The sequence below is a fragment of the Nannocystis exedens genome, from assembly GCF_002343915.1.
Taxonomy (GTDB): Bacteria; Myxococcota_A; Polyangia; order Nannocystales; family Nannocystaceae; genus Nannocystis; species Nannocystis exedens.
Genome location: NZ_NETK01000001.1, coordinates 9,630,655 through 9,653,018, shown reverse-complemented (window position 1 = coordinate 9,653,018; position 22,364 = coordinate 9,630,655). Strand labels below are relative to the sequence as shown.

Annotated in this window: 18 protein-coding genes and 1 tRNA gene; 5 read left to right on the top strand and 14 right to left on the bottom strand. The window is 71.3% G+C overall.

Going from position 1 to position 22,364, the window contains the following annotated elements:
* Positions 1-85: 85 nt before the first annotated feature.
* Positions 86-1,459, top strand: coding sequence for an FG-GAP repeat domain-containing protein (locus NAEX_RS37660; protein WP_096332298.1), 1,374 nt, complete (start codon positions 86-88; stop codon positions 1,457-1,459).
* 116 nt (positions 1,460-1,575) lie between these two features.
* Here the strand turns inward: NAEX_RS37660 and NAEX_RS37655 are convergent, their stop codons facing one another.
* The 6 genes from NAEX_RS37655 to NAEX_RS37630 all read right to left on the bottom strand — a co-directional run bounded on the left by NAEX_RS37655 (position 1,576) and on the right by NAEX_RS37630 (position 10,038).
* On the bottom strand, positions 1,576-4,509 hold the full coding sequence (locus NAEX_RS37655) for a DEAD/DEAH box helicase (RefSeq protein ID WP_096332297.1): 2,934 nt from the start codon (positions 4,507-4,509) through the stop codon (positions 1,576-1,578).
* A gap of 231 nt (positions 4,510-4,740) precedes the next feature.
* A complete protein-coding gene (locus tag NAEX_RS37650) occupies positions 4,741-5,802 on the bottom strand; it encodes an aldehyde dehydrogenase family protein (RefSeq protein ID WP_096332296.1) in 1,062 nt (353 codons plus the stop codon).
* A gap of 148 nt (positions 5,803-5,950) precedes the next feature.
* Positions 5,951-6,775, bottom strand: coding sequence for a purine-nucleoside phosphorylase (locus tag NAEX_RS37645; protein WP_096332295.1), 825 nt, complete (start codon positions 6,773-6,775; stop codon positions 5,951-5,953).
* A 13-nt stretch (positions 6,776-6,788) separates the two neighbouring features.
* On the bottom strand, positions 6,789-7,835 hold the full coding sequence (locus tag NAEX_RS37640) for a serine/threonine-protein kinase (protein ID WP_096332294.1): 1,047 nt from the start codon (positions 7,833-7,835) through the stop codon (positions 6,789-6,791).
* A gap of 218 nt (positions 7,836-8,053) precedes the next feature.
* Positions 8,054-9,571, bottom strand: coding sequence for a replicative DNA helicase (gene dnaB / locus NAEX_RS37635; RefSeq protein ID WP_211302541.1), 1,518 nt, complete (start codon positions 9,569-9,571; stop codon positions 8,054-8,056).
* Positions 9,541-10,038: a hypothetical protein gene (locus NAEX_RS37630; RefSeq protein WP_096332292.1), complete on the bottom strand. Its 498-nt coding sequence runs from the start codon at positions 10,036-10,038 to the stop codon at positions 9,541-9,543. The genes dnaB and NAEX_RS37630 overlap by 31 nt, the downstream gene beginning before the upstream one ends.
* A gap of 46 nt (positions 10,039-10,084) precedes the next feature.
* On the opposite strand from NAEX_RS37630, the gene NAEX_RS37625 reads away from it, so the two are divergent.
* Positions 10,085-10,321, top strand: a complete 237-nt coding sequence (locus NAEX_RS37625; protein ID WP_096332291.1) for a hypothetical protein — start codon at positions 10,085-10,087, stop codon at positions 10,319-10,321.
* Between the two features lie 158 nt (positions 10,322-10,479).
* On the opposite strand, the gene rplI is transcribed toward NAEX_RS37625, so the two are convergent.
* The 8 genes from rplI to NAEX_RS37585 all read right to left on the bottom strand — a co-directional run bounded on the left by rplI (position 10,480) and on the right by NAEX_RS37585 (position 16,692).
* Positions 10,480-10,926: a 50S ribosomal protein L9 gene (gene rplI, locus NAEX_RS37620; RefSeq protein WP_224193273.1), complete on the bottom strand. Its 447-nt coding sequence runs from the start codon at positions 10,924-10,926 to the stop codon at positions 10,480-10,482.
* Between the two features lie 28 nt (positions 10,927-10,954).
* Positions 10,955-11,194 (bottom strand): 30S ribosomal protein S18, encoded by a 240-nt coding sequence (gene rpsR, locus NAEX_RS37615; protein WP_096332290.1) that lies wholly within the window; start codon positions 11,192-11,194, stop codon positions 10,955-10,957.
* A gap of 3 nt (positions 11,195-11,197) precedes the next feature.
* A complete protein-coding gene (rpsF, locus tag NAEX_RS37610; protein WP_096332289.1) occupies positions 11,198-11,698 on the bottom strand; it encodes a 30S ribosomal protein S6 in 501 nt (166 codons plus the stop codon).
* 194 nt (positions 11,699-11,892) lie between these two features.
* Complete coding sequence (locus tag NAEX_RS37605) at positions 11,893-14,106, bottom strand: sodium-translocating pyrophosphatase (protein WP_096333859.1); 2,214 nt, start codon at positions 14,104-14,106, stop codon at positions 11,893-11,895.
* Between the two features lie 121 nt (positions 14,107-14,227).
* Positions 14,228-14,806 carry an aminoacyl-tRNA hydrolase gene (gene pth, locus NAEX_RS37600; RefSeq protein ID WP_096332288.1) on the bottom strand — a complete coding sequence of 193 codons (579 nt, stop codon included), beginning with the start codon at positions 14,804-14,806 and terminating at the stop codon, positions 14,228-14,230.
* Between the two features lie 32 nt (positions 14,807-14,838).
* Positions 14,839-15,519, bottom strand: coding sequence for a 50S ribosomal protein L25 (locus tag NAEX_RS37595; protein WP_096332287.1), 681 nt, complete (start codon positions 15,517-15,519; stop codon positions 14,839-14,841).
* A gap of 119 nt (positions 15,520-15,638) precedes the next feature.
* Positions 15,639-16,586: a ribose-phosphate diphosphokinase gene (locus NAEX_RS37590; protein WP_096332286.1), complete on the bottom strand. Its 948-nt coding sequence runs from the start codon at positions 16,584-16,586 to the stop codon at positions 15,639-15,641.
* Between the two features lie 34 nt (positions 16,587-16,620).
* A tRNA-Gln gene (locus tag NAEX_RS37585) sits at positions 16,621-16,692 on the bottom strand.
* 448 nt (positions 16,693-17,140) lie between these two features.
* Here NAEX_RS37585 and NAEX_RS37580 point away from each other — a divergent pair.
* The 3 genes from NAEX_RS37580 (at position 17,141) to glmS (ending at position 22,311) form a co-directional block, all read left to right on the top strand.
* Positions 17,141-18,604, top strand: a complete 1,464-nt coding sequence (locus tag NAEX_RS37580; protein ID WP_096332285.1) for a M16 family metallopeptidase — start codon at positions 17,141-17,143, stop codon at positions 18,602-18,604.
* 33 nt (positions 18,605-18,637) lie between these two features.
* On the top strand, positions 18,638-20,233 hold the full coding sequence (locus tag NAEX_RS37575) for a M16 family metallopeptidase (RefSeq protein ID WP_096332284.1): 1,596 nt from the start codon (positions 18,638-18,640) through the stop codon (positions 20,231-20,233).
* Between the two features lie 218 nt (positions 20,234-20,451).
* Complete coding sequence (glmS, locus tag NAEX_RS37570; protein ID WP_096332283.1) at positions 20,452-22,311, top strand: glutamine--fructose-6-phosphate transaminase (isomerizing); 1,860 nt, start codon at positions 20,452-20,454, stop codon at positions 22,309-22,311.
* The last annotated feature ends 53 nt before the right edge of the window (positions 22,312-22,364 follow it).

Sequence of the window (22,364 nt, the reverse complement as noted above, 5' to 3'; positions counted from 1 at the left end):
GGGCCGCACCACGCTCCTCGCGGTCGCGCGAAAATCGGCGAACGGAACCTCGGGCCTCGAGGCACTCACTCGCTGAAAGGCCACCATGCGTATCCACCCGATCTCGACCCTCCCTATCCTCCTCTCTCTCCTCTCCGCCTGCGACCTCGACATCAAGCATTGCATCGGCGACTGCGAGCACGCCTCCGGCGGCAGCGGAGGCTCGGGCGACACCACCGAGGGGCCGGGCGACAGCACCGGGGGTCCGGGCAACGGCACCGAAGGGCCCGCCACCGACACCGGCACGGACACCATGCCCACCACCGACCCCGGCACCGCGACCGACCCCGGGGGCGGCGAGCTCGGCACCTGCAAGATCCTCGACACCATCCCCGCCGCGGCCACCTGCGACGACGGGCAGTTCGCCGTCGGCGAGCTGTGCTTCTCCGGCACCCTCGGCTTCGGCTCGCAGCCGGTCACCTCGAGCGTCGTCCTCCCGCTCGACGACCTCCACGGCGCCGACGTGCTCACCACCCTCGAGGACCACACCCTCCGCGCCGAGCTGTTCGCGCCGCTGACCGCGAACTCCAAGCCGTGGGGGCAGGTCCTCGGCGACCAGCCGCTCGTCCGCGCCACCGGCGACCTCGACGAGGACGGCGTCGTCGACGTCCTCGCCAGCTCGATCGGCCCCGACGGCGTCAGCGTCCACGCCCTCTTCCTCGACGGTGAGGGCGGCCTCGCCGTCGACCAGGTCGTCCACCTCGCCGAGAACGTCATGACCCTCGACGCGGTCGACTGGAACGACGACGGCCACCTCGACATCGTCACCCTCGCCAACACCGAGGACCTCGACGGCCTCGCCGTCCTGCTCGGCGACGGCGACGGCGGCTTCACCGTGTCCGCGGGGCCGGTCCTCGAGCAAGCCGTGCCGAACTACGTGCTCGGGGCGCTCGACGCCGACGGCCGCGCCGACGACTTCGTGTTCGTCGACGCCGGCGGCGGGCGGATCGTCCACCATCAGGGCAACGTCCAGACCCAGCTGCTCCTCGCCCCGCCGCCCGAGCTGGAGTTCCACGAGTTCGTGGTCGCCGACTTCGACGGCGACGGCCTCGGCGACCTCGCCGGCGTCGCCACCAACAACCAGTTCGAGACCAGCGAGCTCGTCGTCTTCCTCCAGTCCGGCGGCGACTTTCCGGTCACCGCGCGCTACCCGGTCCACTGCGGCGCTCGTCTGATCGCCCTCGGGGACCTCGACAGCGACGGCACGCTCGACCTCGTCACCGCCGGCGACGACACCCTGGGGTCGATCCGCCGCGGCGACGGCCAGGGCGGCTTCGCCCAGCACAAACGCGTCTCGCTCGACAGGCTGAACGAGGGCGACGCGCTGCACATCGCCGACCTCGAGGGCGACGGCAGCCCCGACATCATCGGCTCCGGCCACCAGATCGGCATGGTCGTCGTCGCCTACAACCGCCCGTGACCGCGGAGCGGGGCTCATCCGCCCCGCCGCGTGGCTAGCCGGGAAGACATGTTCCTAGGGACATGCCGTGAGAGACATGCGCCATCGAACATGCCCCGATCGACATGCCCCCGAGCTCACTCGAGCAGCGCCAGCAGGTCGCTGCGGGTGATCGCCGCCGCCCCCGCGGCGTCCTCGAGGGCCGCCTCGGCGATCGCCCGCTTGCGCGCCTGCAGGGCCAGGATCCGCTCCTCGACCGTGTCTTCGGCGACCAGGCGATGCACGATCACCGGGCGCTCCTGGCCGATGCGGTGGGCGCGGTCGGCCGCCTGGTCCTCGACGGCGGGGTTCCACCACGGGTCGAGCAGGAACACGTGGTCGGCCGCCGTCAGGTTGAGGCCCGTGCCGCCGGCCTTGAGCGAGATCAGCATCACCGGCGGCCCCGCCGGGTCCTGGAAGCGCGCCACCACCCCGGCGCGGTCGCGCGTCGAGCCGTCGAGGCGGCAGAACAGCAGGCCCGCCGCCTGCAGCCCCGGCTCGCACAGATCGAGCAGGCTGGTCCACTGCGAGAACACCAGCGCCTTGTGGCCCTCGGCGATCGCCTCGGTCAGCGTCTCGAGCAGCAGCTCGAGCTTCGACGAGCGCGCCGCCGACTGGCCCGGCACCAGCGCCGCGTGGCACGCCGCCTGACGCAGGCGCAGCAGCGCCTCGAGGGCCGCCAGCACCCCGCCGCCGGCCTGCAGCTGCGCCACCACCTCCTCGTGGGTGGCCGCCCGGACCGCGTCGTAGACGGCCCGCTCGCGCGCGTCGAGGGTGCAGCGCAGCACCACCTCGGTGCGCGGCGGCAGCTCGCGCGCCACCTCCTGCTTGCGCCGGCGCAGCACGAACGGGGCGATCCGGCGCCGCAACGCGCGCGCCGCCGCCTGGTCGCCGTCGCCGATCGGCCGGCCGAAGCGCTCCTGGAAGTCCGCGCGCCCGCCGAGCAGCCCCGGGTTGATGAAGTGGATCTGGCTCCACAGCTCGTCGAGGCGGTTCTCCACCGGCGTGCCCGTCATCGCCAGGCGCCAGCCGGCCTGCAGCCCGAAGGCCGCCCGCGCGACCTGGCTCTCGGGGTTCTTGATCGCCTGCGCCTCGTCGAGGATCACCGCGTCCCAGCGCTCGCCGGCCAGCGCCTCGGCGTCGAGCCGCAGCAGCGCGTAGCTGGTGAGCGTCAGGTCGGCCTGCGGATCGAGGCGCCGCTTGGGCCCGTGGTACACGCTGACCCGAAGGCCAGGTCGGAACTTCTCCGCCTCGGCCGCCCAGTTGTGCAGCACGCTGGTCGGCGCGACCACCAGCGTCCGGCCCCGGACCGCGCACAGCGCCTGCAGCGTCTTGCCGAGGCCCATGTCGTCGGCCAAGAGCGCCCCGAGCCCGGCCTCGCGCAAGAACGCCAGCCAGTCGACGCCGCGCCGCTGGTACGGCCGCAGGTCGACCTGCAGGTCGGCCGGCAGGCGCGACTCGGGGATCGCCTCGAAGCCCTCGATCAGCGCCGCCAGCCCGGCCAGCTCGGGCGGCGGCGGGTAGTCGAGCGCGCGGCACAGCTCGGCCAGCGCCGGCCGGGCCCACGCCGCCGGCTCGCCGCCCTGCTCGCGCGCCGCCAGCAGCAGCGCCACCTCCGAGCCGAACCGCGACAGCCAGTCGACCGGCAGCGGCGCCACCCCGCCGTCGTCGAGCACCACCTCGGTCGCGCCCGCCTGCCACGCCTCGAGCACCCGGCGCGCGTCCGCGTGCGAGACATGTCCCGAAGAACCTGTCTCGAAGGCAATGCCCAATCGACCACCCTCGCCGGCGACCATGCGGGCCGCCAGCGGCCCCTTGCGCACGAACTCGCGGTGCGCCTCGCCGACGACCTCCCCGCCCTCGAACCCGCGCAGCGCCTCGGCCAGGCCGACCGCCAGCGGCCCGACCGCGCTGGTGGTGCGCCCGAACTGCAGCCCGAGCTCGCCGAGCCGGCGCACCAGCGAGGCCTCGGCGAGCGCGTCGCGGCGCGGCACCTCGCGCCCGTGGATCACCAGCCGCCCGGCCTCGACCCGCGCCGCCTCGGGTGTCCCATAGACCAGGACCGGAAGGACAGACATGCCCGTGCCGGCGCGGCCGACCTCGAACACCACCCGCGGGCGCGCGTCGGACAGCACCGGCAGGCGGTCGGTCTTCTCCTTGAAGCCCTTGACCCGCGCGCGCAGGGCCGGGATGGCCTCGGCCACCAGCTCGCCCGCGCGCTCGGGCGGGAACTGCAGCCCCGCGCGCAGCTCGGCCGCCTCCTTGGGCCCGATCCCGCCGTTGTCGAAGCAGCGCAGCACGTCGCCGCACAGCACCACCCCGCTGGCCGCGAACACCTCGGTGATCGCCGGGTCGCGGACGATGTACAGGCGAAACCCCTTGCCGCCCTCGAACGCCGCCACCCGCCCGTGGTAGCCGGCCGGCTCGGCCCCGGCGGTGATCTTCTTGCCGTCGAGCGTGATGTCCTCGCAGCCGGCCAGCGCCGGCAGCAGCTTGCGCGTGATCACCGGCGCGAGCGGGCCGCGCTTGTAGATCCCGAGCGCCCCCTCGACCTCGAGGTCGGCCGCGGTCGCCACGATCCCCGGCCCCTCGACCTTGCCGCTCGTGATCGCCACCAGGCTGTGGCCGAGCGGCGACTCCTTGCTTTCGGGACCTGTCCCTTCGGACACGCGCACGCGCACCAGCTCGAGCCCGCCCTCGGCCCGGCGGAACCGGTAGCCGACCCGACCCGCGCGCTCGCTGCCCCGCGGCATCGCCTCGCCGGCCTCGACCGCGCGCTGGAGGGCGATCGCCGCCGCCGCGACGTGGAAGCAGCACTCGCCGGCCTCGTCGCAGTCGCAGCTCCACTCGGCGTCGTCGGGGTAGAGCGCGACCGTCGGGCTCTTGCCCGCGCCCTTGACCGCGACCCGCAGCACGACCTCGTCGCGGTCGCGCCGCACGCCCGCGACGGCCCCGGCGCGCGCGAGCTCGACCCCGCGCGACCAGTCGCGGGGGCTGCACGCGGCGCGCACGGCGTCGAGGAGGGCTCGCACGGGCCGGTCGCCTAGCACGACCGGGCTGCGCTGTCAGCCGCCTGCCCGCGCGCGGCCGCAGCGGCCCCGCCACGGCCCGGCGGCGCGCCCGCATCGGCCCGCGCTCACGCCCCGCGACTCGCTCGGTCAGCCGCCTGCCCGCGCGCGGCCGCAGAGGCCCCGCCCCGGACCGGCGGCGCGCCCGCATCGGCCGCGCTCACGCCCCGCGACTCGCTCGTGAACGAGCGCCGCTCACGTCGGCCGCGGCTCGGGCAGCCCGGGCGGCAGGCGGCCCAGCGCGAGCGGCTGCAGCGGCGCCATCGGCGGGGTGCCGACCTGCTGGCGCCACGCCTCCGGCCCGAGCGGCTGGATCACGTCCCCGCGGGCGCGGCAGGCCGCCAGCGCCGCGTCGAGCGTGGCCGGCTCGCACGGGTGCAGCACCACCAGCGGCCCTATCGCCCCCGCGTGGGCCGGCGGCGGCTCGATCGGCGGCGCGCGCAGCAGCGCCGGCGCGAGGTACGTGCGCGGATCGCCCGGGCGCTCGAGCTGTCCTCCGGGACAGAGCACCCTGGCCCCGGGGACAGCCGACCACGCGGCCAGGGCGACGCGGTACACCTCGGCCAGCGCGGGCTCGACCGGCCCGGCGAACATCTCCGGGTCGTCCGGCGGCCCGAACGCCGCGCCGACCCACAGTCGGTGCAGGTGCCGCTCGAGCCGCTCCAGCGGTCCCGCCACGAACGCCTGCACGATCCGCCGCGGGTCGGCCCCGCCGCGTCGCAGCCCCGACAGCGCCAGCGCGTACGCGGCCAGCTCGCGGTCCGCATCGGCGTGCACCGCCGCCACCCGCGGCCGCGCCGGCGTCACCCCGACCCGCTCCCAGTCGCGCGCCTCGTCCGGGGCCGCCTCGCCGGCCGCGCCGATCGTCAGCGCCTCCCCGGCCTGCTCGCGCGACAGCTCGTCGCGCAGCTCGGCCAGCAGCTCCGGCACCACCGCGCTCGCGCCCGCCTCGACCTCGAGGTGGACGCGTCGGCCCTGGCGCAGCAGCGCGCTGACGATCAGCAGGCTCTCGAGCGGCTGGTCCTTGCGCTCGCACACCCGCGCGGGCGGCCCGCCGAGGCCGTGGAAGCGCCGCTCCCGGAGCGCCCACAGCCCGCGCTGGACCTTGCCGATCGCCTTGTGCCGGTCCCACGCGACCATCCCGTGGGTGCGCGCCAGCGCCTCGCCGATCGCGTCGGCCCGCGCCGTCAGGAGCCCCAGCAGGGCCACCTGGCGCGCCCGCGCTGCGGCGGCGATCCGCTCGGGCTTCAGGCTCACGACGCCCGGTCATACCACGCCGCGCGGCGGCCGTCAGCCGCCCCGCCGCGCCGGCGCGCGGCCGTCATCGCGCATGGCCCTTGCGGCATGTCTTGAAGAGCATGCCCGCGCGAGCATGCCCCTTCGAGCATGCTCTTTAGAACATGTCTCACGCGCCAGGCGGTTGGGCCAGCAGGCCGCGCAGCAGGCGGGCCACCTGGGGCTTGGCCGCGCGGGTGCGCTCCTGGACCTCGTCGTGGCTGAGGCCGACCTGGCTGGCGGCGTTGGTGACCACGCCGACGCCGCAGACCGCCGCGCCGTGGGCGGCGGCGAGGATCGCCTCGTAGGTGGTCGACATGCCGACGACCTGGCCGCCGAGCGCGCGCAGGGCGGCCGTCTCGGCCGGGGTCTCGTACTGCGGGCCGCGGGCGTGGGCGTAGACCACCTCGGCCAGGCTGCTGGCGCCGAGCCCGGGGTCGATCGCCTGCAGGCGCGCGCGCAGGTGCGGGCTGTAGAGCTGGCTCATGTCGATGAAGCGGGGCCCGACCAGCGGGGTCGGGCCGAACAAATTCATCTGGTCCTTGAGCAGCACCACCTGGCCGGTGCGCAGCGCCGGGTCGAGCCCGCCGACGGCGCAGGTCAGGCACACGCCGCGGGCGCCGTTGGCCAGCATCGCCCACAGCGGCGCGGTGACGACGTTGATCGGGTGGCCCTCGTAGGGGTGGATCCGGCCGGTCTGCACGCACACGCGCTGCCTGCCGACGGTGCCGAACACCAGCGCGGTGCCGTGGCCGGCGACGGTCGGCACCGGCAGGCCGAGGCCGCGCAGCGGGAGCGAGCCCTCCACCGTCATGCCGAGCCCGTCGGGCCCGTCGCCGGCCATGCCGACGAAGCCGGAGCCGGACACCACGACCCAGTCGATCGTGGTGCCTTCGAGGCGTTCACGCAGGTGTTCGGCGGCGCGGTGGTAGTGCGGGTCTTCCGAGTGGAGCATGCGAGGCCAAGCTCTACAGGCTCATCACCGCCAGCACAACGCCGAGCGCGATGCCGATCGTCACGCCGACGCCGACCGCGATCATCGTCGTCCGCGTCGCCCCGCTCGGCGGCGAGCCGGCCGCGGCGCCGGGCGGCGCCTTCTTCTGCTCCTGCCGGATCTTCTCGCTGATCTCCTCGGGCGAGCGCAGCTCGACGTCGGCGTGGCGCGGCGGCACCTGCCCGCCGAGGCGCTTCGAAATCTCGGTGAGGCCGACCTTGAGCTCCTCGAACGACGGGCGCACGTCGGGCCGGCGGCTCATCATCCGCCGGCACAGGTCGGACAGCGCCTCGTCGAAGCCCTTGATCTCGTACTTGAGCTCGGGCCGCTCCGAGCGGAGGTGGCGGCGCACCACCGCGGTGTAGTGGTCGTCCTGGCCGCCCTTGCGGAACGGCGGGTGACCGCTGCACATGTGAAACAGCGAGCAACCGAGCGCGTACACGTCGGCGCGGGCGTCGACCTCCTTGCCCATCGCCTGCTCGGGCGCGAGGTAGTCGGGGGTGCCGACGAACACGCCGGTGGCGGTGATCGACAGGTCCTCTTGCAACGCCTTGGCCAGGCCGAAGTCGGTCACCTTGACGATGCCGGTCGACGTCACCACCAGGTTCGACGGCTTCACGTCGCGGTGTACGACGCCCACGCGCTGGGTCTCGGCGAGCCCGATCGCCGCCTGGCGGATGACCTCCGCCGCGTCGCCCGGGTGCAGCGCGCCCCGCTTCTTCAGCATCGCGCCGATGTCCTCGCCGTCGAGGAACTCCATCGCCAGGAACGGCCGGTCCTCGTGCTCGCCGATGAAGTACACCGCCACCACGTTGGGGTGATTCATCTGCGCCAGGGCCTTGCCCTCGCGGAGGAACCGCGTCTTGAACTCCTCGGACTCGCGGTGCTTCTTGCCGAGGATCTTGATTGCCACCCGCCGGCCGAGACCGGCGTCGACGCCCTCATAGACCTCCCCCATGGCCCCCTTGCCGACGAGGCCTTTGACCTTGTAGGGGCCGATCTGGGTCGGAACCGACGACATCGCCCGTAGAACCTAGCACGGACCGCGCCGGCACCGCTACGTTGCGACCAAATGGCCCCTGCTGGCGTTCCAGGCGATCCTGCGGCCGCCGCGGCGAGCTTTCGGCGACGGCGCGGGGTCCGGCCCGCGCACCCCGGCGACGAGCCTCACGGACCCCCGCGAGCCCCCAGGCGCCCCTTCAGGCCCGCAGGGCCCCGGGTGTCGGCCGCGCCGGATCCTCAGTCGCGATGAAAGCCCGGCTCGGCCGGGTTTTCGAAGCGCGTCATGTGCTTGATGAACATCAACGGGACCTCGCCGATCGGCCCGTTGCGCTGCTTGCCGATGATGATCTCGGCCTGGTTCTCGACCTTCTTCTTCTCTTCCTCGGTCGCGGCGTAGCGCTCGGCGCGGTAGATGAACATGATGACGTCCGCATCCTGCTCGATGGCGCCGGACTCGCGCAGGTCCGACAGCTGGGGCCGGTGATCGGCGCGGGTGTCGACCGCGCGGTTGAGCTGGGACAGCGCCAGAACGGGCATCCGCAGCTCTTTGGCCATCGCCTTGAGGCCGCGCGAGATCTCGCTGATCTCCTGCTCGCGCGAGTCGTAGCGGGCCTTGCCGCCGCGCGCGAGCTGCAGGTAGTCGACGATGATCATCCCGAATTGGCCCTCGATGCCAGGGAAAATGTTCTTGTCGTCCTTGAAGCGGCGCGCGCGCGCGCGCATCTCGAGGATCGACGGCGCCGCCTGGTCGTCGATGTAGAACTTGCTCTGGGCGATCCGCGACGCCGCGCTGGTCATGCGGATCCACTCTTCCTCGAGATAGTTGCCGGTGCGCAGCTTGCCCGCGTCGACGCGGGCCTCGGCACACAGCACGCGCTCGACCAGCTGGCTCGCGCCCATCTCGAGCGAGAAGAACAGCACCGGGTGCATCACCGGCTTCTCGCTGTCGGGCAGGCCGTCGAAGCGCTGCGGCATGATGCAGGCGCTCTGCGCCAGGTTGAGCACGAACGCCGTCTTGCCCATCGACGGGCGCGCCGCGATGATCACGAGGTCGCCCGGCTGCAGCCCGCCGGTCATGTGGTCGAGCTGCGTGAAGCCGGTCGGCACGCCGGTGATCGGGTTCTTCCGCTTGGCGCGCTCGGAGATCTGGTTGAACACCTGGATCAGCAGGTCACGCGACGACACGTAGCCGGTCTTGCGCCCGCGCTCGTTGACCTCGAGGATCCGCTTCTCCGCCTGGTCGATGAACTCGTCCGGGCTCTCGAGGTCGCCCATCCCCTCCTCGGCGATCTCCTTGGTGACGATGACGAGGTTGCGGATCGTCGCCGTGCGCCGGACCATCTCCGCGTGGTGGGTGATGTTGCGGCTGGTCGCGTAGCGGTCGGCGAGCCGCGTCAGCGCCTCGATGCCGCCGACCAGCTTGAGCTCGTCGCTGGCCCGCAGCTGCGCCTCGAGCGTGACCGTGTCGATCGGCTCGCGCTTCTCCGACAGCGTCCGCATCGCCCGGAACACGGCCTGGTGCGCCGGGACGTAGAAGTCCTCCTCGCGCACGATGTCGAGGACGTCGAGCAGCGCCTGATCGCCGCGCAGGATGATGCCGCCGAGGATCGCCGCTTCGGCCTCGCTGTTGTGCGGGAGGGTGCGTCCAGCCATCGCCAGCCCCGGAGGATGCCCGAGCCGCGCGCCTCCTGTCGAGACCACGCGCGCGGCGCGACGAACCCGTACTAGTGCGACAGCGGGCCCGCGGGCAACCACGCGGCGGGCTTGCCGGCGAGGAAGCCCGGCATCATCGAACCCGGCGCCGCGAGCTGCAGCCCGAGCTCCGTCAGCACCGCGCGCACGCGGCGAGCGCTCGGATCGTCCGGCTTGTCGTGGCAGCGGAGATCGAGGAGGCCCGACAGGAACGCGGCGGTGTCGTCGGCGAGGTAGACGAGCGCGTCCTCCTCGTGGTCCCACAGCACCCACGGCATGCCGATCGTGCGCAGCAGCGCGGCGTCGACGTAGCGCCCGTACGCGCTGCCTCCGCCGTCCATCGCCACCACGAAGAACTTCGGCGCGTGACAGTCGAGCTGGTCGGCCGGCATCGGCGCGAGCTCGAACATCAGCCGCTCGAGGTCGTCGGAGAATCGCGGGTCGGCGTCGGCGCGGGCGATCACCCGGCGCAGCGCCTCGTCCGGCGGCAGGCCGAGCGCGTCGTAGTCGGCGAGGTAGCGGCGTTCCATCCGCGCCACACTTTCACGCCGCGGCCCGTCGTGGCAAGGTGGGCGCATGCGCCTCGTCCTCGTCGCCATCGCCGCCCTCGCGCTGCCCGCCTGCGCCGGCAAGCTGGAAAAAGCCACGCGCACCCAGGCCGCCGCCGACTTCAAGTGCGACGCCGACAAGCTGAAGGTCCGCGGCGACGAGGTCTACGGCAAGTATCACGTGTCCGGCTGCGGCCAGAAGGGCGTCTACTCGGCCCAGTGCCTCATGGGCGACTGCAGCGCCCAGCGCCTCCAGGGCGAGTAGCGACGCCGCGAGCAAAGAAGACAGCGAGGGCCGGCGTCCCTCGCCTTCGCTTCACGGAAGCAGCGCCGGTTCGGCGGCGAGAAAGCGACGAGGGGCCCGCCGTGCGGACCCCTCGCCTTCGCATCACGCGACCGACCCGTGGCGGGCCGGCGCGACGCTCACACGCCGACCACGTTGACGCGGATCGTCTCGGTGATGTCGCCGCTGAAGCGCACCGGGACCTCGTAGGTGCCGATGTTCTTGAACGGCTCGTCGAGCTTGATCAGCTTGCGGTCGATGGTGATGTTCTGGTTGGCCAGCGCCTCGGCGATGTCCTTGGTGGACACGGAGCCGAACAGCTTGCCCTCGGCGCCCTTCTTGCGGGCGATCGAGACCGACACGCCCTTGAGCTTCTGCGCCATCGCCTTGTGCTCGGCGAGCACGCGCGCCTGCTCGGCGGCGATCAGGCGCTTCTGGTGCTCGAGCTGCGCCATGTTGCCGCGGGTGGCGGCGAGCGCCAGCCCGCGCGGGATGAGGTAGTTGCGGCCGTAACCCGGGCGCACCTTGACCACCTCGCCGGCGCGGCCGAGGCCGGGGACGTCGCTGCGGAGGATGAGTTCCAACATGAGCGAAAAACCTTTCTGTCCTCGGGGATCAGGCCACCGTGTACGGCAGCAGCGCGAGCATGCGCGCGCGCTTGACCGCCTTGGTGATCTGGCGCTGCTGCTTGGCCGTCACGCCGGAGATCCGGGCCGGGACGATCTTGCCGCGATCCGTGAGGAAGGCGCGGAGCAGCTGCGGGTTCTTGTAGTCGATGACCAGGGTCTTGTCGCTGGCGAGCAGCGAAGCACGGCTGGCCTTGCTCGGGCGGGATGAAGTCTTCTCGTCGCTCATGGCTTAGCGCCTCCTCTCCTCGTCGTCGCCGTCGTCGTCCGAGACGAAGCGGTCCTCTTCCTCGCGCACCGGCTCCGGCTGCGGCTCCGGCTCGGGCGGCGGCTCGGCCACCGCCTGCAGCAGGTCCTCGGTGATCTCCGAGGGCCGCGCGTCGGGGTCGACGTCGTCCTCGACCCGCACGGTGTAGTAGCGGAGCACGGACTCCGAGATCTGCAGGTTGCGCTCGAACTCGTGGACGATGTCGGAGCCGCCGAGGAAGCGCCAGTAGAGGTAGATGCCGGTCGGCGAGCGCTTGATCGGGAAGGCCAGCGTGCGGCTGCCCCAGTTCTCGATCTTCAGCAGGCGCGCGCCGTACTTCTCGAACACGCCCTGCATCTTGTGGACGAGCTCGAGGATCCCGTTCTTGTTGACGTTGGGCCGAAGGATGATGACGGTCTCGTACTCGCGCTTCGTACCCTTGCGCGACTGGACCGAGACGACCTGGCCGACTGTGCTTTCGGACATGTAAGTCTCCTTGTGGACTTGCTGGCCCCCACCGCGGGAGCAAGGAGAAGGCCCCGGAGGGCCTTTCGTTCGCCGGTCCCTTCGAGCCCGGAGGGCCCGCGAGGACAAAGCAAACGGCCCGCCCGGAACATCCGGACGGGCCGCGAGGTGTACCCCCGAACGCGCCCCCCCGCAAGGGGGCCGCGGGGCCTAAATCAGCCGCCCGAGGCCAGCTTGAGCAGGGTCGGGGCGATCACGACCGCGACGATGGTCATGAGCTTAATCAAGATGTTGAGGCTCGGACCCGCGGTGTCCTTGAAGGGGTCGCCCACGGTGTCGCCGATCACGGCCGCCTTGTGGCGGTCGGAGCCCTTGCCGTTGTTGCCCTCCATCGACATGTCCTTCTTCTGGTCCTCGACCTGCTTCTTGGCGTTGTCCCAGGCGCCGCCGGCGTTCGACATGAAGATCGCCAGCATCACGCCCGACACCAGGGTGCCGGCGAGCAGGCCGCCCAGCGCGAAGCGCGACCACAGACCGATGACCACCGGCGAGATGAGCGCCAGCAGGCCCGGGGTGATCATGCGGCGGATCGACGCCTGGGTGCTGATGGCGACGCAGCGCTCGACCTCGGTCTTGCCGCCGGCCTCGAGCACCTGACGCTCCTCGTCGGCGGTCAGGTCGCGGCCCTCGTGCTCGGCCTTGGTGACCAGGCTCAGCGCGGCGCGCAGCACCGGGATCTCGCGGAACTGCCGCCGGACCTCGGTGATCATGTCCATGGCGGCGCTGCCGACCGCCTTCATCGCCATCGCCGAGAACAGGAACGGCAGCATGCCGCCGACCAGCAGGCCGATGAGGACCTCGGGGTTGGTGAGCATCAGCTCCTCGCCCGGCCGGAACGCGACGTTGCGGTAGGCCGCGAACAGCGACAGGGCGGCCAGCGCGGCCGAGGCGATGGCGAAGCCCTTGCCGATCGCCGCGGTGGTGTTGCCGACCGCGTCGAGGTTGTCCGTGCGCCCGCGCACCTCCGGCGGGAGGCCGCTCATCTCGGCGATGCCGCCGGCGTTGTCGGAGATCGGGCCGTAGGCGTCGACCGCGAGCTGGATGCCGGTGGTCGAGAGCATGCCGAGCGCCGCGAGGGCGACGCCGTAGAGGCCGGCGAAGTCGTTGGCGAGGTAGATCGCGCCGGCGATGAGGATGATCGGGATCGCGGTCGACTCGAAGCCGACGCCGATGCCGGCGATGATGTTGGTCGCCGGGCCGGTCTTCGACTGGGCGACGATGCTGTTCACCGGGCGCTTGCCCTTCGAGCAGTAGTAACCGGTGATGAGGCCGATGGCGACGCCGGCGACGAGGCCCGCGACGATCGCCCACATCAGGGCCATGGTCGTGATCGGCGCGGCGCCGTGCTCGAGGACCATCGGCGTGCCGTTGGCCGCGGCCGACTTCACGCAGTAATCGATGATCAGGTACGAGATCGGCAGCATCACGAAGGCCGCGCCGAACGAACCGGTGTCGAGCGCCACCTGCGGGTTGCCGCCCTCCTTCGTGCGCACGAAGAAGGTGCCGAGGATCGAGACGACGATGCCCGCGCCGGCGATGAGCAGCGGCAGGATCGCGGCCTCGAGCCTGCCCGACACCGCGACCGCGCCGAGCACCATGGTGCCGAGGATCGCGCCGATGTACGACTCGAACAGGTCGGCGCCCATGCCCGCGACGTCGCCGACGTTGTCACCGACGTTGTCGGCGATGGTCGCCGGGTTGAGGAAGTGGTCCTCCGGGATGCCCGCCTCGACCTTGCCCACCAGGTCGGCGCCGACGTCGGCCGCCTTGGTGTAGATGCCGCCGCCCACGCGGGCGAACAGCGCGATCGACGAGGCGCCCATCGAGAAGCCCGCCAGCAGGTTGACGACGCGGGTCAGCTCGACCGCCTTGCCGTCGACGTCGGCGAGCGCGTCGAAGTGGCCGAGGTAGAACAGGAACAGCGCGCCGAAGCCGACCAGGCCGAGGCCGACCACGCACATGCCCATGACCGCGCCGCCGCGGAACGCCACCGACAGCGCCGGCGACAGGCCCGTGCGCGCCGCCGCGGCGGTGCGGACGTTGGCGCGGGTCGCCACGCGCATGCCGAAGAAGCCGGCCAGCGCCGAACACAGCGCGCCCGACACGAACGACAGGCCGATCAGCGGCGACGAGGTCGCCGGGTCGGCCGTCAAAATCAAAAGGCCGGCGATGACGACCACGAAGATCGCCAGGACCTTGTACTCGGCGGCCAGGAAGGCCATCGCGCCGCGGAAGATCTGCTCCGCGATGCCCTTCATACGCACGTTGCCCTCGTCCTGACGCGAGATCCAGGCCGTCGTGAAGATCGCGTACAGCAAGGCTAGAGCGCCGCAGGCCGGCACGGCATACAGCAAGTTTTGGATCGGCATGTCCACGGGGGGAGTCCTTCCTCAGGCCCGGCGGGCCGGGAAACTGGCCCGAAGGGGCCGGGAAACTGGTTCAGGCTGCGGCCTGAGTTTGGGATGGGAGAGCTGGCGGCGGGCGCCAGGGTCAGGTGGTGTTGAACTTGTTCATCGCCGTGACCACGCCGTCGCGGGTCACGCAGGTGATCGCCGCCACGGCGCGTTCGAGCAGGTCGTCGACGACCGGCCCCTCGTCGGGCCGGAAGTCGGACAGCACGTGATCGGCGACCTCGCCATGCACGGGCCTGCCGATGCCGAGGCGGATCCGCAGGAAGTCGCCGCTGCCGAGCAACTGGAGGATGTCACGCAGGCCATTGTGCCCCCCGTGACCCCCGCCCTTCTTCACTGCGAGGCGACCGAGCTGGAAGTCGACCTCGTCGTGGACGACGAGGATCTGCGCCGGCGGCACGCGCAGGAACTGAGCGGCCGGGACGACGCTCTGGCCGGACCGGTTCATGAAGGTCTGCGGCTTCAGGGCCACGACGCGCGAAGAGCCGGTGCCGAGGGTGGCGACCTGCGCCTTCCACTTCTCGGACCAGCTCGGCGAGCTCGTGGCCTTGTCGCACCAGGCGTCGACCGCCATGAAGCCGATGTTGTGGCGCGTGCGCGCGTACCGGGCCCCGGGGTTCCCGAGGCCCACGAGGAGCCATGGCGCCTGGTCGGCCATCTGCGCGCGCCCTCAACATCGGCGGTGGAGGCTCACTTCTTCTTGGCGTCCTTGGCCGGTGCGGCCGCGGCCTTGGCGGGCTCGGCCTTCTTGCCGGCCGCCGGCTTCTTGCCGCCGGCCGCCTCGGCGCCCTCTTCCTTCTTGGCCTTGGCGGCCTCGACGAGGACGAGCGGGATGTTCGGGTTGTCGAGCAGGCGGCCCGCCGGGAACTTCACGTCGCGCACGCGCAGCGTCTGCCCGCCCTCGAGCGGCGTCACGTCGATGACGAAGCTGGTCGGGATGTCGGCCGGCTTGACCGCCACGCGGATCTGCCGGGCGATCGTCTTCAGCGTGCCGCCGACGGCCACGCCGGCCGCGCGGCCCGAGAACTCGAGCGGCAGCTTGACCTCGAGCTCGCGGTTCGGGTCGACGCGCAGGAAGTCGACGTGCAGGACGTCGTCGCGGACCAGGTCGAGCTGGCGGTCGACGATGATGCACGACTCGACGCGGTCGGCCTTGCCCTCCTCCTGGACGCGCACGGCAAACCAGGTGTTGCGCTTGCGGGCCGGGTCGACGGCCTTGCGCAGGGCCAGCGGGTCGATGGCGATCGACAGGTGCTCGCCGCCGTGGCCGTAGATCACGCCGGGGACCTTGCCGGACGCGCGGAGCTTGTGGGCGGCGCCCTTGCCGGTGCCCGTGCGGACCTGGACCGTGATTTCGCGTTGCTGATTCATGGTGATTGTCTCGCTTCTCTCGTCGGGTCCCTGCTCGGGACCCCTGTCTCGCCTCCGGGTGGGAGCCACACCATCGGGCTCGCCGCCGGTTGGGCAGAGGTCGTGCTCGTTCGTCGGGCTCAGTAGAACAGGCTCGAGATCGAGTCTCCGTGGTGGATGCGCTTGACCGCCTCGGCCAGGAGCGGCCCCAGGCTGACGACCGTCAGGCGGTCGCAGCGGGCCAGCCGGTCCTCCTGCGGGCAGCTATTGGTCACCCAGATCCGCTTGATGACCGACTTGTTGATCCGCTCCATCGCCGGGCCCGAGAACACCCCGTGGGTGGCGACCGCGTAGACCTCGGTCGCGCCGGCCTTGAGCACCGCCTCGGCTGCGTTGCACAGCGTGCCGGCGGTGTCGATGATGTCGTCGACGAGGATCGCCCGCTTCCCCGCCACGTCGCCGATGAGGTGCATCACCTGGCTGACGTTGGGCCCGTCGCGCCGCTTGTCGATGATCGCCAGCGGGCAGTCGAGCAGCTTCGAGTACAGCCGAGCCCGCTCGACGCCGCCGGCGTCCGGCGAGACCACCACGACCTCCTGCCCGCGCAGACCCTCGAGCTTGAGCAGGTCGCGGAACACCGGCGTCGCCACCAGGTGGTCGAACGGGATGTTGAAGAAGCCCTGGATCTGGCCGGCGTGCAGGTCGACCGCGAGCACGCGGTCGGCCCCCGCCGCCGTCAGCAGGTCGGCCACCAGCTTGGCCGAGATCGGCGTGCGCGGCTTGACCTTGCGGTCCTGGCGGGCGTAGCCGAAGTACGGCATCAGCGCCACGATCGACCCGGCGCTCGCCCGCTTGAGCGCGTCGATCATGATGAGGAGCTCCATCAAGTTGCGATTCGGCGGCGAGCAGGTCGACTGCATGATGAAGCAGTTGACCCCGCGCACGTTCTCGCCGATCTCGACGAAGATCTCGCCGTCCGAGAAGCGCTCGGCGCGAGCCCTGCCCTGCGAGATGCCGAGATGGTCGCACAGCTCCGCGGTGAGGGCCGTGTTCGAGTTGCCGCCGAAGATCGTGAAGGTCTTGTTCAAGCGCCGTTCCTCGGTCGATGGTCAGCGGAGAGGATTGGGGCGGTAGGATTCGAACCTACGAATGGCGGAACCAAAACCCGCTGGCTTACCACTTGCCGACGCCCCAGCATTTGTTCAGCCCCGCGGGGCCGGATGAGCGGGTCCCGAAGGACCAGGTCGAGAGAATTGGCCGTGCTCTGAGGCTCGCAGGAGCGGTCCCAGGGCGCGCGCTTTATAGGATTAGCCCAAAGGCGCTGTCAACCGTCCCACCGGCGCCGAACCCGACTTTGCGCCCCCTGAGCGACGTAGGGCGGGTCACACGCCGGGGCGCCGGCTGCGCCTGCCCCTGACGACCTGGTCCGAGGGCCCGGCGCACGGTGGCGTGAATTGGGGGTCCGAGGCCCGCGGTCTCGCGTCGCCGACGCCCCGCGAATCGCGTGAGTTCTCTTGCTCGGCAGCGGGGCACAACGCGGGTGGGACCCGGAGTCTCGGGCGCGTGCGAGGGTCCCGCTTTGTCCCACAGCCACCTTACCCCTGTGCTAGGTTGCGGGCCTCGCAGGAGACGACCAATTCCCATGTCGCCCACGCTGAAGTCTCACGGACGATCGCGCCGAGCCCTCGCCGGCCGCGCCGGACGCACCCTCGCCCTGTTCACCCTCTGCGGCGGCCTGACGATCTCGCCGCTCGCCGCGGACGCCGCACCGGCCGCGGATCCTGCGCCCGCCAAGGCCGCGGCCAAGAAGCCGGCCAAGGGCGGTCTCAATTTCGACCTGCCCGTCCAGGAGTTCTCGCTCGCCAACGGCCTGCGCGTCTACGTCGTCGAGGACCACTCGACCCCGGCCTTCAACATGACCCTCGTGTACGACGTCGGCTCGCGCGACGAGGTCCAGGGCCGCACCGGCTTCGCCCACCTGTTCGAGCACATGATGTTCGAGGGCAGCAAGAACGTGCCGCCGATGGGCCACCTGACGTTCGTGCAGCGCGTCGGCGGCAACAACAACGCCGGCACCAACTACGACATGACGATCTACTACAACAACCTGCCGAGCCAGTACCTCGAGCTCGGGTTGTGGCTGGAGGCGGATCGTCTGCGCTCGCTCGAGATCACCGACGCCAACTTCGAGAACCAGCGCTCGGCCGTGAAGGAAGAGAAGGCCATGCGCATGGACAACGTGCCGTACGCGGCCGCCGTGCAGAAGTGGCTGTCGGCGGCGTGGGCCGGCACCGGCTACGGCCACGAGGTCATCGGCAGCCTCGAGGACCTCAACGCCGCCAAGACCGCCGACGTGCAGGCGTTCTTCGACAAGTACTACGCGCCCAACAACGCCGTGCTGGTGTTCGTCGGCGACGTCGAGGTCAACGACCTCAAGGCCAAGGTCGAGAAGTACTTCGGCGACATCAAGAAGGGCCCGGACCGCGCGCCCACGCCGGCCGGTCAGGTCGACCGCAGCAAGCCGATGGAGACCGTCGTCGAGGACCCGCTGGCGCAGCAGTCGCTGTACCTGCTCGGCTGGCACACCGTCGGCGCCAACCACCCCGACCGCCACGCCCTCGACCTGCTCGGCAACATCCTGCTCGTCGGCGAGTCGGCGCGGATCCCGAAGATCCTGCAGGACGAGAAGAAGCTGGTCGCGTTCGCCGGCGGCACCCACCTCGCCCTGCGCGACGTCGGCCTCGTGTTCGTCCAGGCCATGCCGAACAAGGACACCAAGTTCGACTCGATCAAGCAGGTCGTCCGCGACGAGGTCGCCAAGATCCAGAAGAGCGGCATCACCGCCAAGGAGCTGCAGAAGGCGATCAACCGGCAGGTGATGGACACGGTCCAGACGCTCGCCACCAACGCCGGCCGCGCCAACTCGATCGCCACGGGCGCGCTGTTCCACAACGACCCCAAGTTCGTCCTCACCGACCTGGAGAAGTACCAGCAGGTCAAGCCCGCCGACATCAAGCGGGTCGCCAACGAGTACCTGGGCGCCAACTGGCTGACCCTCGAGATCAACCCCGGTTCGACCGGCGCGCCGATGATGGGCCCCGGCTGACAGCGCTGACCTCAAGGACAGGAGCCAACGACCATGTTTACGCGCACCACGAATTCCTTCGCCACTGCCCTCGTCGTCGCCGCTCTCGCCGCCCCCGGCTGCGGCAAGCAGAAGGCCGAGACCACGCCGCCCACCGACACCAAGCCGGTCGAGGCGCCGCCGGTCGCCGACAAGCCCGCGCGGGTCTACCAGGACCCGCCGCCGCCGACCGAGCCGCGCGAGGTCCAGTTCCCCGACCTGCAGAAGATCCAGATTAAAAACGGCCTCGAGATCTACGTCGTCGAGAACCATGAGGTCCCGCTGGTCTCGGCCCAGCTCGTGATCAAGGCCGGCACCATGGACGACGAGCAGCTGGCCGAGATGACGGCCAACATGCTCGGCGAGGGCACCAAGACCCGCACCAAGGCCAAGATCGACGAGGAGATCGAGTTCGTCGGCGGCAGCCTCGGCGCCGGCGCCGGCGTGCACGACACCAGCGTCTACACGCAGGTGCTCAAGCGCGACATCAAGCTGGCGCTGACGCTGATGGCCGACGAGGTCATGAACCCGGCGTTCCCGCCGGCCGCGCTCGACAAGCTGAAGGAGAAGGCCAAGACCGGCCTCAAGGCGATGAAGTCGAACTCCGACGTGCTCGCCGACCAACTGTTCGACATGGTCGCCTACCCGGCCGGCCACCCGTACGGGCGTCCGCTGCCGACCGAGGCGCAGATCGACGCCGTCACCGTCGACGCGGTCAAGAAGTTCCACGACACCTTCTACCGCTCGAACAACAGCTACCTGATCCTCTCCGGCGACATCACCGTCCCCGAGGCGGAGAAGCTCGGCAACGAGGTGTTCGCCAAGTGGAAGCCGATCGAGGGCCAGGCCCCGGCCAACCCGCTCAACGGCTTCAAGTCGTACAAGCACCCGCCCAAGCTGATCGTCCACCTGGTCAATCGGCCAGGTTCGGCCCAGTCCGACATCCGCGTCGGCAACCTCGCGCTCGCGCGCAAGAACCCCGACTGGATCAAGCTCGACCTCGCCTCCGACATCCTCGGCGGCGGCTCGACCGGGCGCCTGTTCCTCGACGTCCGCGAGGAGAAGGGCCTCACCTACGGCATCTACACCAAGATGGAGCCGGGCGTCGCCCCGGGCACCTGGCGGATCTGGACCAAGACCAAGACCGCCACCACCGGCGAGATGCTGAAGGCGATCTTCGGCCACATCAAGAAGATGCGCGACGAGGACGTCACGACCAAGGAGTTCGAGGACGTCACGCGCGAGGCGATCGGCAGCTTCCCCCTGAGCATCGAGACCGCCGACCAGGTCGCCGGCCGCGTGCGCACGATCCTCACCTACGGCCTGCCGAACGACTACTTCAAGACCTACCGCGACGAGGTCCGCAAGGCTCAGATCGACGACATGAAGACGATGGCGCGCAAGTTCATGAACGACGTGCCGGTGGTGATCGTCGTCGGTCGCGCCGACAAGACCGAGCAGCAGATCAAGGACGCGCTGCCCGACGCCACGATCGTCCACTACGACACCGACCTCAAGTGCCTCGAGAAGGACACCACCTTCTGCGCCGCCAACAACGCCCTCGCGGCCGCCGGCGCCGCACCGGCGCCCGCGCCCGCGCCGGCCAAGTAATCGACCGCCGCGGCGGCTCGTGATAACCCCAGGGGGGCCCCGCGGAAGCGCGAGGCCCCCTTCGCGCGTACGGGGCACGCTCGCGCCGCCGGCCCGAGCTCCCTCGCAGGCCCTTCCGGGGGATTCAATTCTCGGCCCTTCGGGTACTCACTCTCACGGCCCCCGGGCCGTGGCCTCCCCCTCGACTCCAGGGCCCCCTCTCGCCAGGAGACTCCATCATGTGCGGCATCATCGGTTACACCGGCGCTCGCTCCGCCGTCCCGCTCCTCCTCGGCGGCCTGCGCCGCCTCGAGTATCGCGGCTACGACTCGGCCGGCGTGGCCGTCCCCTCGACCACCGGCGGCCCCGTCCAGCTCGCGCGCTGCCAGGGCAAGATCGTCGCCCTCGAGCAGGCGCTCGAGAAGCACCCGCTCGCCGGGCCGTGCGGCATCGGCCACACCCGCTGGGCCACTCACGGCCGCCCGTCCGAAGAGAACGCCCACCCGCACCGCGCCGGCGACGTCGCCGTCGTCCACAACGGCATCATCGAGAACCACGCCGAGCTGCGCGCGCGCCTGCAGGCGGCCGGCTGCCAGTTCACCAGCGAGACCGACACCGAGGTCATCGCCCACCTCGTCGCCCACGAGCTCAAGGACGGCGGCGACTTCCTGCAGGCGGTCGTGCGCGCCACGGCCCAGCTCGAGGGCGCGTGGGCGATCGCCGTCGTCCACCAGAAGCAGCCCGACACGATCGTCGCCGCGCGTCACAGCGCCCCGCTGCTGCTCGGCCTCGGCGGGCCCGGGGTCGGCGAGGACAGCACCGCCGCCGAGAACTTCGTCGCCAGCGACGTGTCGGCGATCTTGCAACACACGCGCGTGGTCGTCGACCTCGAGGACGGCGACCTCGCCCGCGTCACGCCGACCAGCTACGAGCTCGTCGACGCCCACGGCAAGCCGGTCCAACGCCCGCGCCGGCGCGTCGAGTGGAGCCCCGCCGCCGCGGAGAAGCAGGGCTTCCGCCACTACATGCTCAAGGAGATCCACGAGCAGCCGCGCGCGATCCGCGACACCATGCTCGGCGCGGGCGTCGTCGCCGACGACGTCCGCTTCGACGGCGTCGATCTGCTCGGCAAGGGCCTCGACGCCTGCGCGCGGATCGTCATGCTCGCCTGCGGCACCAGCTTCCACGCCGCCCTCATCGGTCGCTCTTTGATCGAGAGCCTCGCGCGGATCCCCGTCGAGGTCGACATCGCCAGCGAGTTCCGCTACCGCGACCCGATCGTGCGCACCACCGACCTCGCGCTGGCGATCACCCAGTCGGGCGAGACCGCCGACACCATCGCCGCGCTCAAGGAGGCCAAGCAGCGCGGCGCCCAGACCCTGGCGATCTGCAACGTCCTCGGCGCCAGCATCAGCCGCGTCGCCGACCGGGTCCTCTACACCCACGCCGGCCCCGAGATCAGCGTCGCCTCGACCAAGGCGTTCACCACCCAGCTCACCATGATGGTGCTGCTGGCGATCCACCTCGGGCGGCGCACCGGTCACCTCGGCGCCGAGCGGGCGCGCGCCCTGATCGACGGTCTGCAGGACCTGCCGGCCCACATCGACAACCTCCTGGCCGCCAGCGCCGCGATCCGGATCGTCGCCCGCCGTCACCAGGGCGCCCGCGACTGCCTCTTCCTCGGCCGCGGCCTGTGCTACCCGGTGGCCCTCGAGGGGGCGCTCAAGCTCAAGGAGATCAGCTACATCCACGCCGAGGGCCACGCCAGCGGCGAGATGAAGCACGGCCCGATCGCGCTGGTCGACAACACCATGCCCGTGGTCGTCCTGGCCCAGCGCGGCCCCGGCTACGGCAAGGTGCTGTCCAACCTCGAGGAGGTGCGCGCCCGCGGCGGCAAGATCATCGCCGTCGCCACCCTCGGCGACCACACCATCGGCGACCTCGCCGACGACCTCATCCTCGTGCCCGACGTCGCCGGCGAGCTGCAGCCGATCCTCGCCAGCATCCCGCTGCAGCTGCTCGCCTATCACTTCGCCGATCTGAAGGGCACCGACGTCGACCAGCCGCGCAACCTCGCCAAGTCGGTCACCGTCGAGTAGCCGCAAATCAGCGGCGCGCCGGCGGCCACGGATCAGCGGCGCGCCGGCGGCCG

Coding starts and splice junctions, on each gene's coding strand:
- NAEX_RS37630 (WP_096332292.1), bottom strand. CDS start 10,038: ATGGAACGCCGCTACCTCGCCGACTACGACGCGCTCGGCCTGCCGCCG.
- rplI (WP_224193273.1), bottom strand. CDS start 10,926: ATGTTGGAACTCATCCTCCGCAGCGACGTCCCCGGCCTCGGCCGCGCC.
- NAEX_RS37625 (WP_096332291.1), top strand. CDS start 10,085: ATGCGCCTCGTCCTCGTCGCCATCGCCGCCCTCGCGCTGCCCGCCTGC.
- NAEX_RS37645 (WP_096332295.1), bottom strand. CDS start 6,775: ATGCTCCACTCGGAAGACCCGCACTACCACCGCGCCGCCGAACACCTG.
- rpsF (WP_096332289.1), bottom strand. CDS start 11,698: ATGTCCGAAAGCACAGTCGGCCAGGTCGTCTCGGTCCAGTCGCGCAAG.
- NAEX_RS37640 (WP_096332294.1), bottom strand. CDS start 7,835: ATGTCGTCGGTTCCGACCCAGATCGGCCCCTACAAGGTCAAAGGCCTC.
- NAEX_RS37660 (WP_096332298.1), top strand. CDS start 86: ATGCGTATCCACCCGATCTCGACCCTCCCTATCCTCCTCTCTCTCCTC.
- NAEX_RS37605 (WP_096333859.1), bottom strand. CDS start 14,106: ATGCCGATCCAAAACTTGCTGTATGCCGTGCCGGCCTGCGGCGCTCTA.
- NAEX_RS37575 (WP_096332284.1), top strand. CDS start 18,638: ATGTTTACGCGCACCACGAATTCCTTCGCCACTGCCCTCGTCGTCGCC.
- NAEX_RS37595 (WP_096332287.1), bottom strand. CDS start 15,519: ATGAATCAGCAACGCGAAATCACGGTCCAGGTCCGCACGGGCACCGGC.
- glmS (WP_096332283.1), top strand. CDS start 20,452: ATGTGCGGCATCATCGGTTACACCGGCGCTCGCTCCGCCGTCCCGCTC.
- NAEX_RS37580 (WP_096332285.1), top strand. CDS start 17,141: ATGTCGCCCACGCTGAAGTCTCACGGACGATCGCGCCGAGCCCTCGCC.
- rpsR (WP_096332290.1), bottom strand. CDS start 11,194: ATGAGCGACGAGAAGACTTCATCCCGCCCGAGCAAGGCCAGCCGTGCT.
- pth (WP_096332288.1), bottom strand. CDS start 14,806: ATGGCCGACCAGGCGCCATGGCTCCTCGTGGGCCTCGGGAACCCCGGG.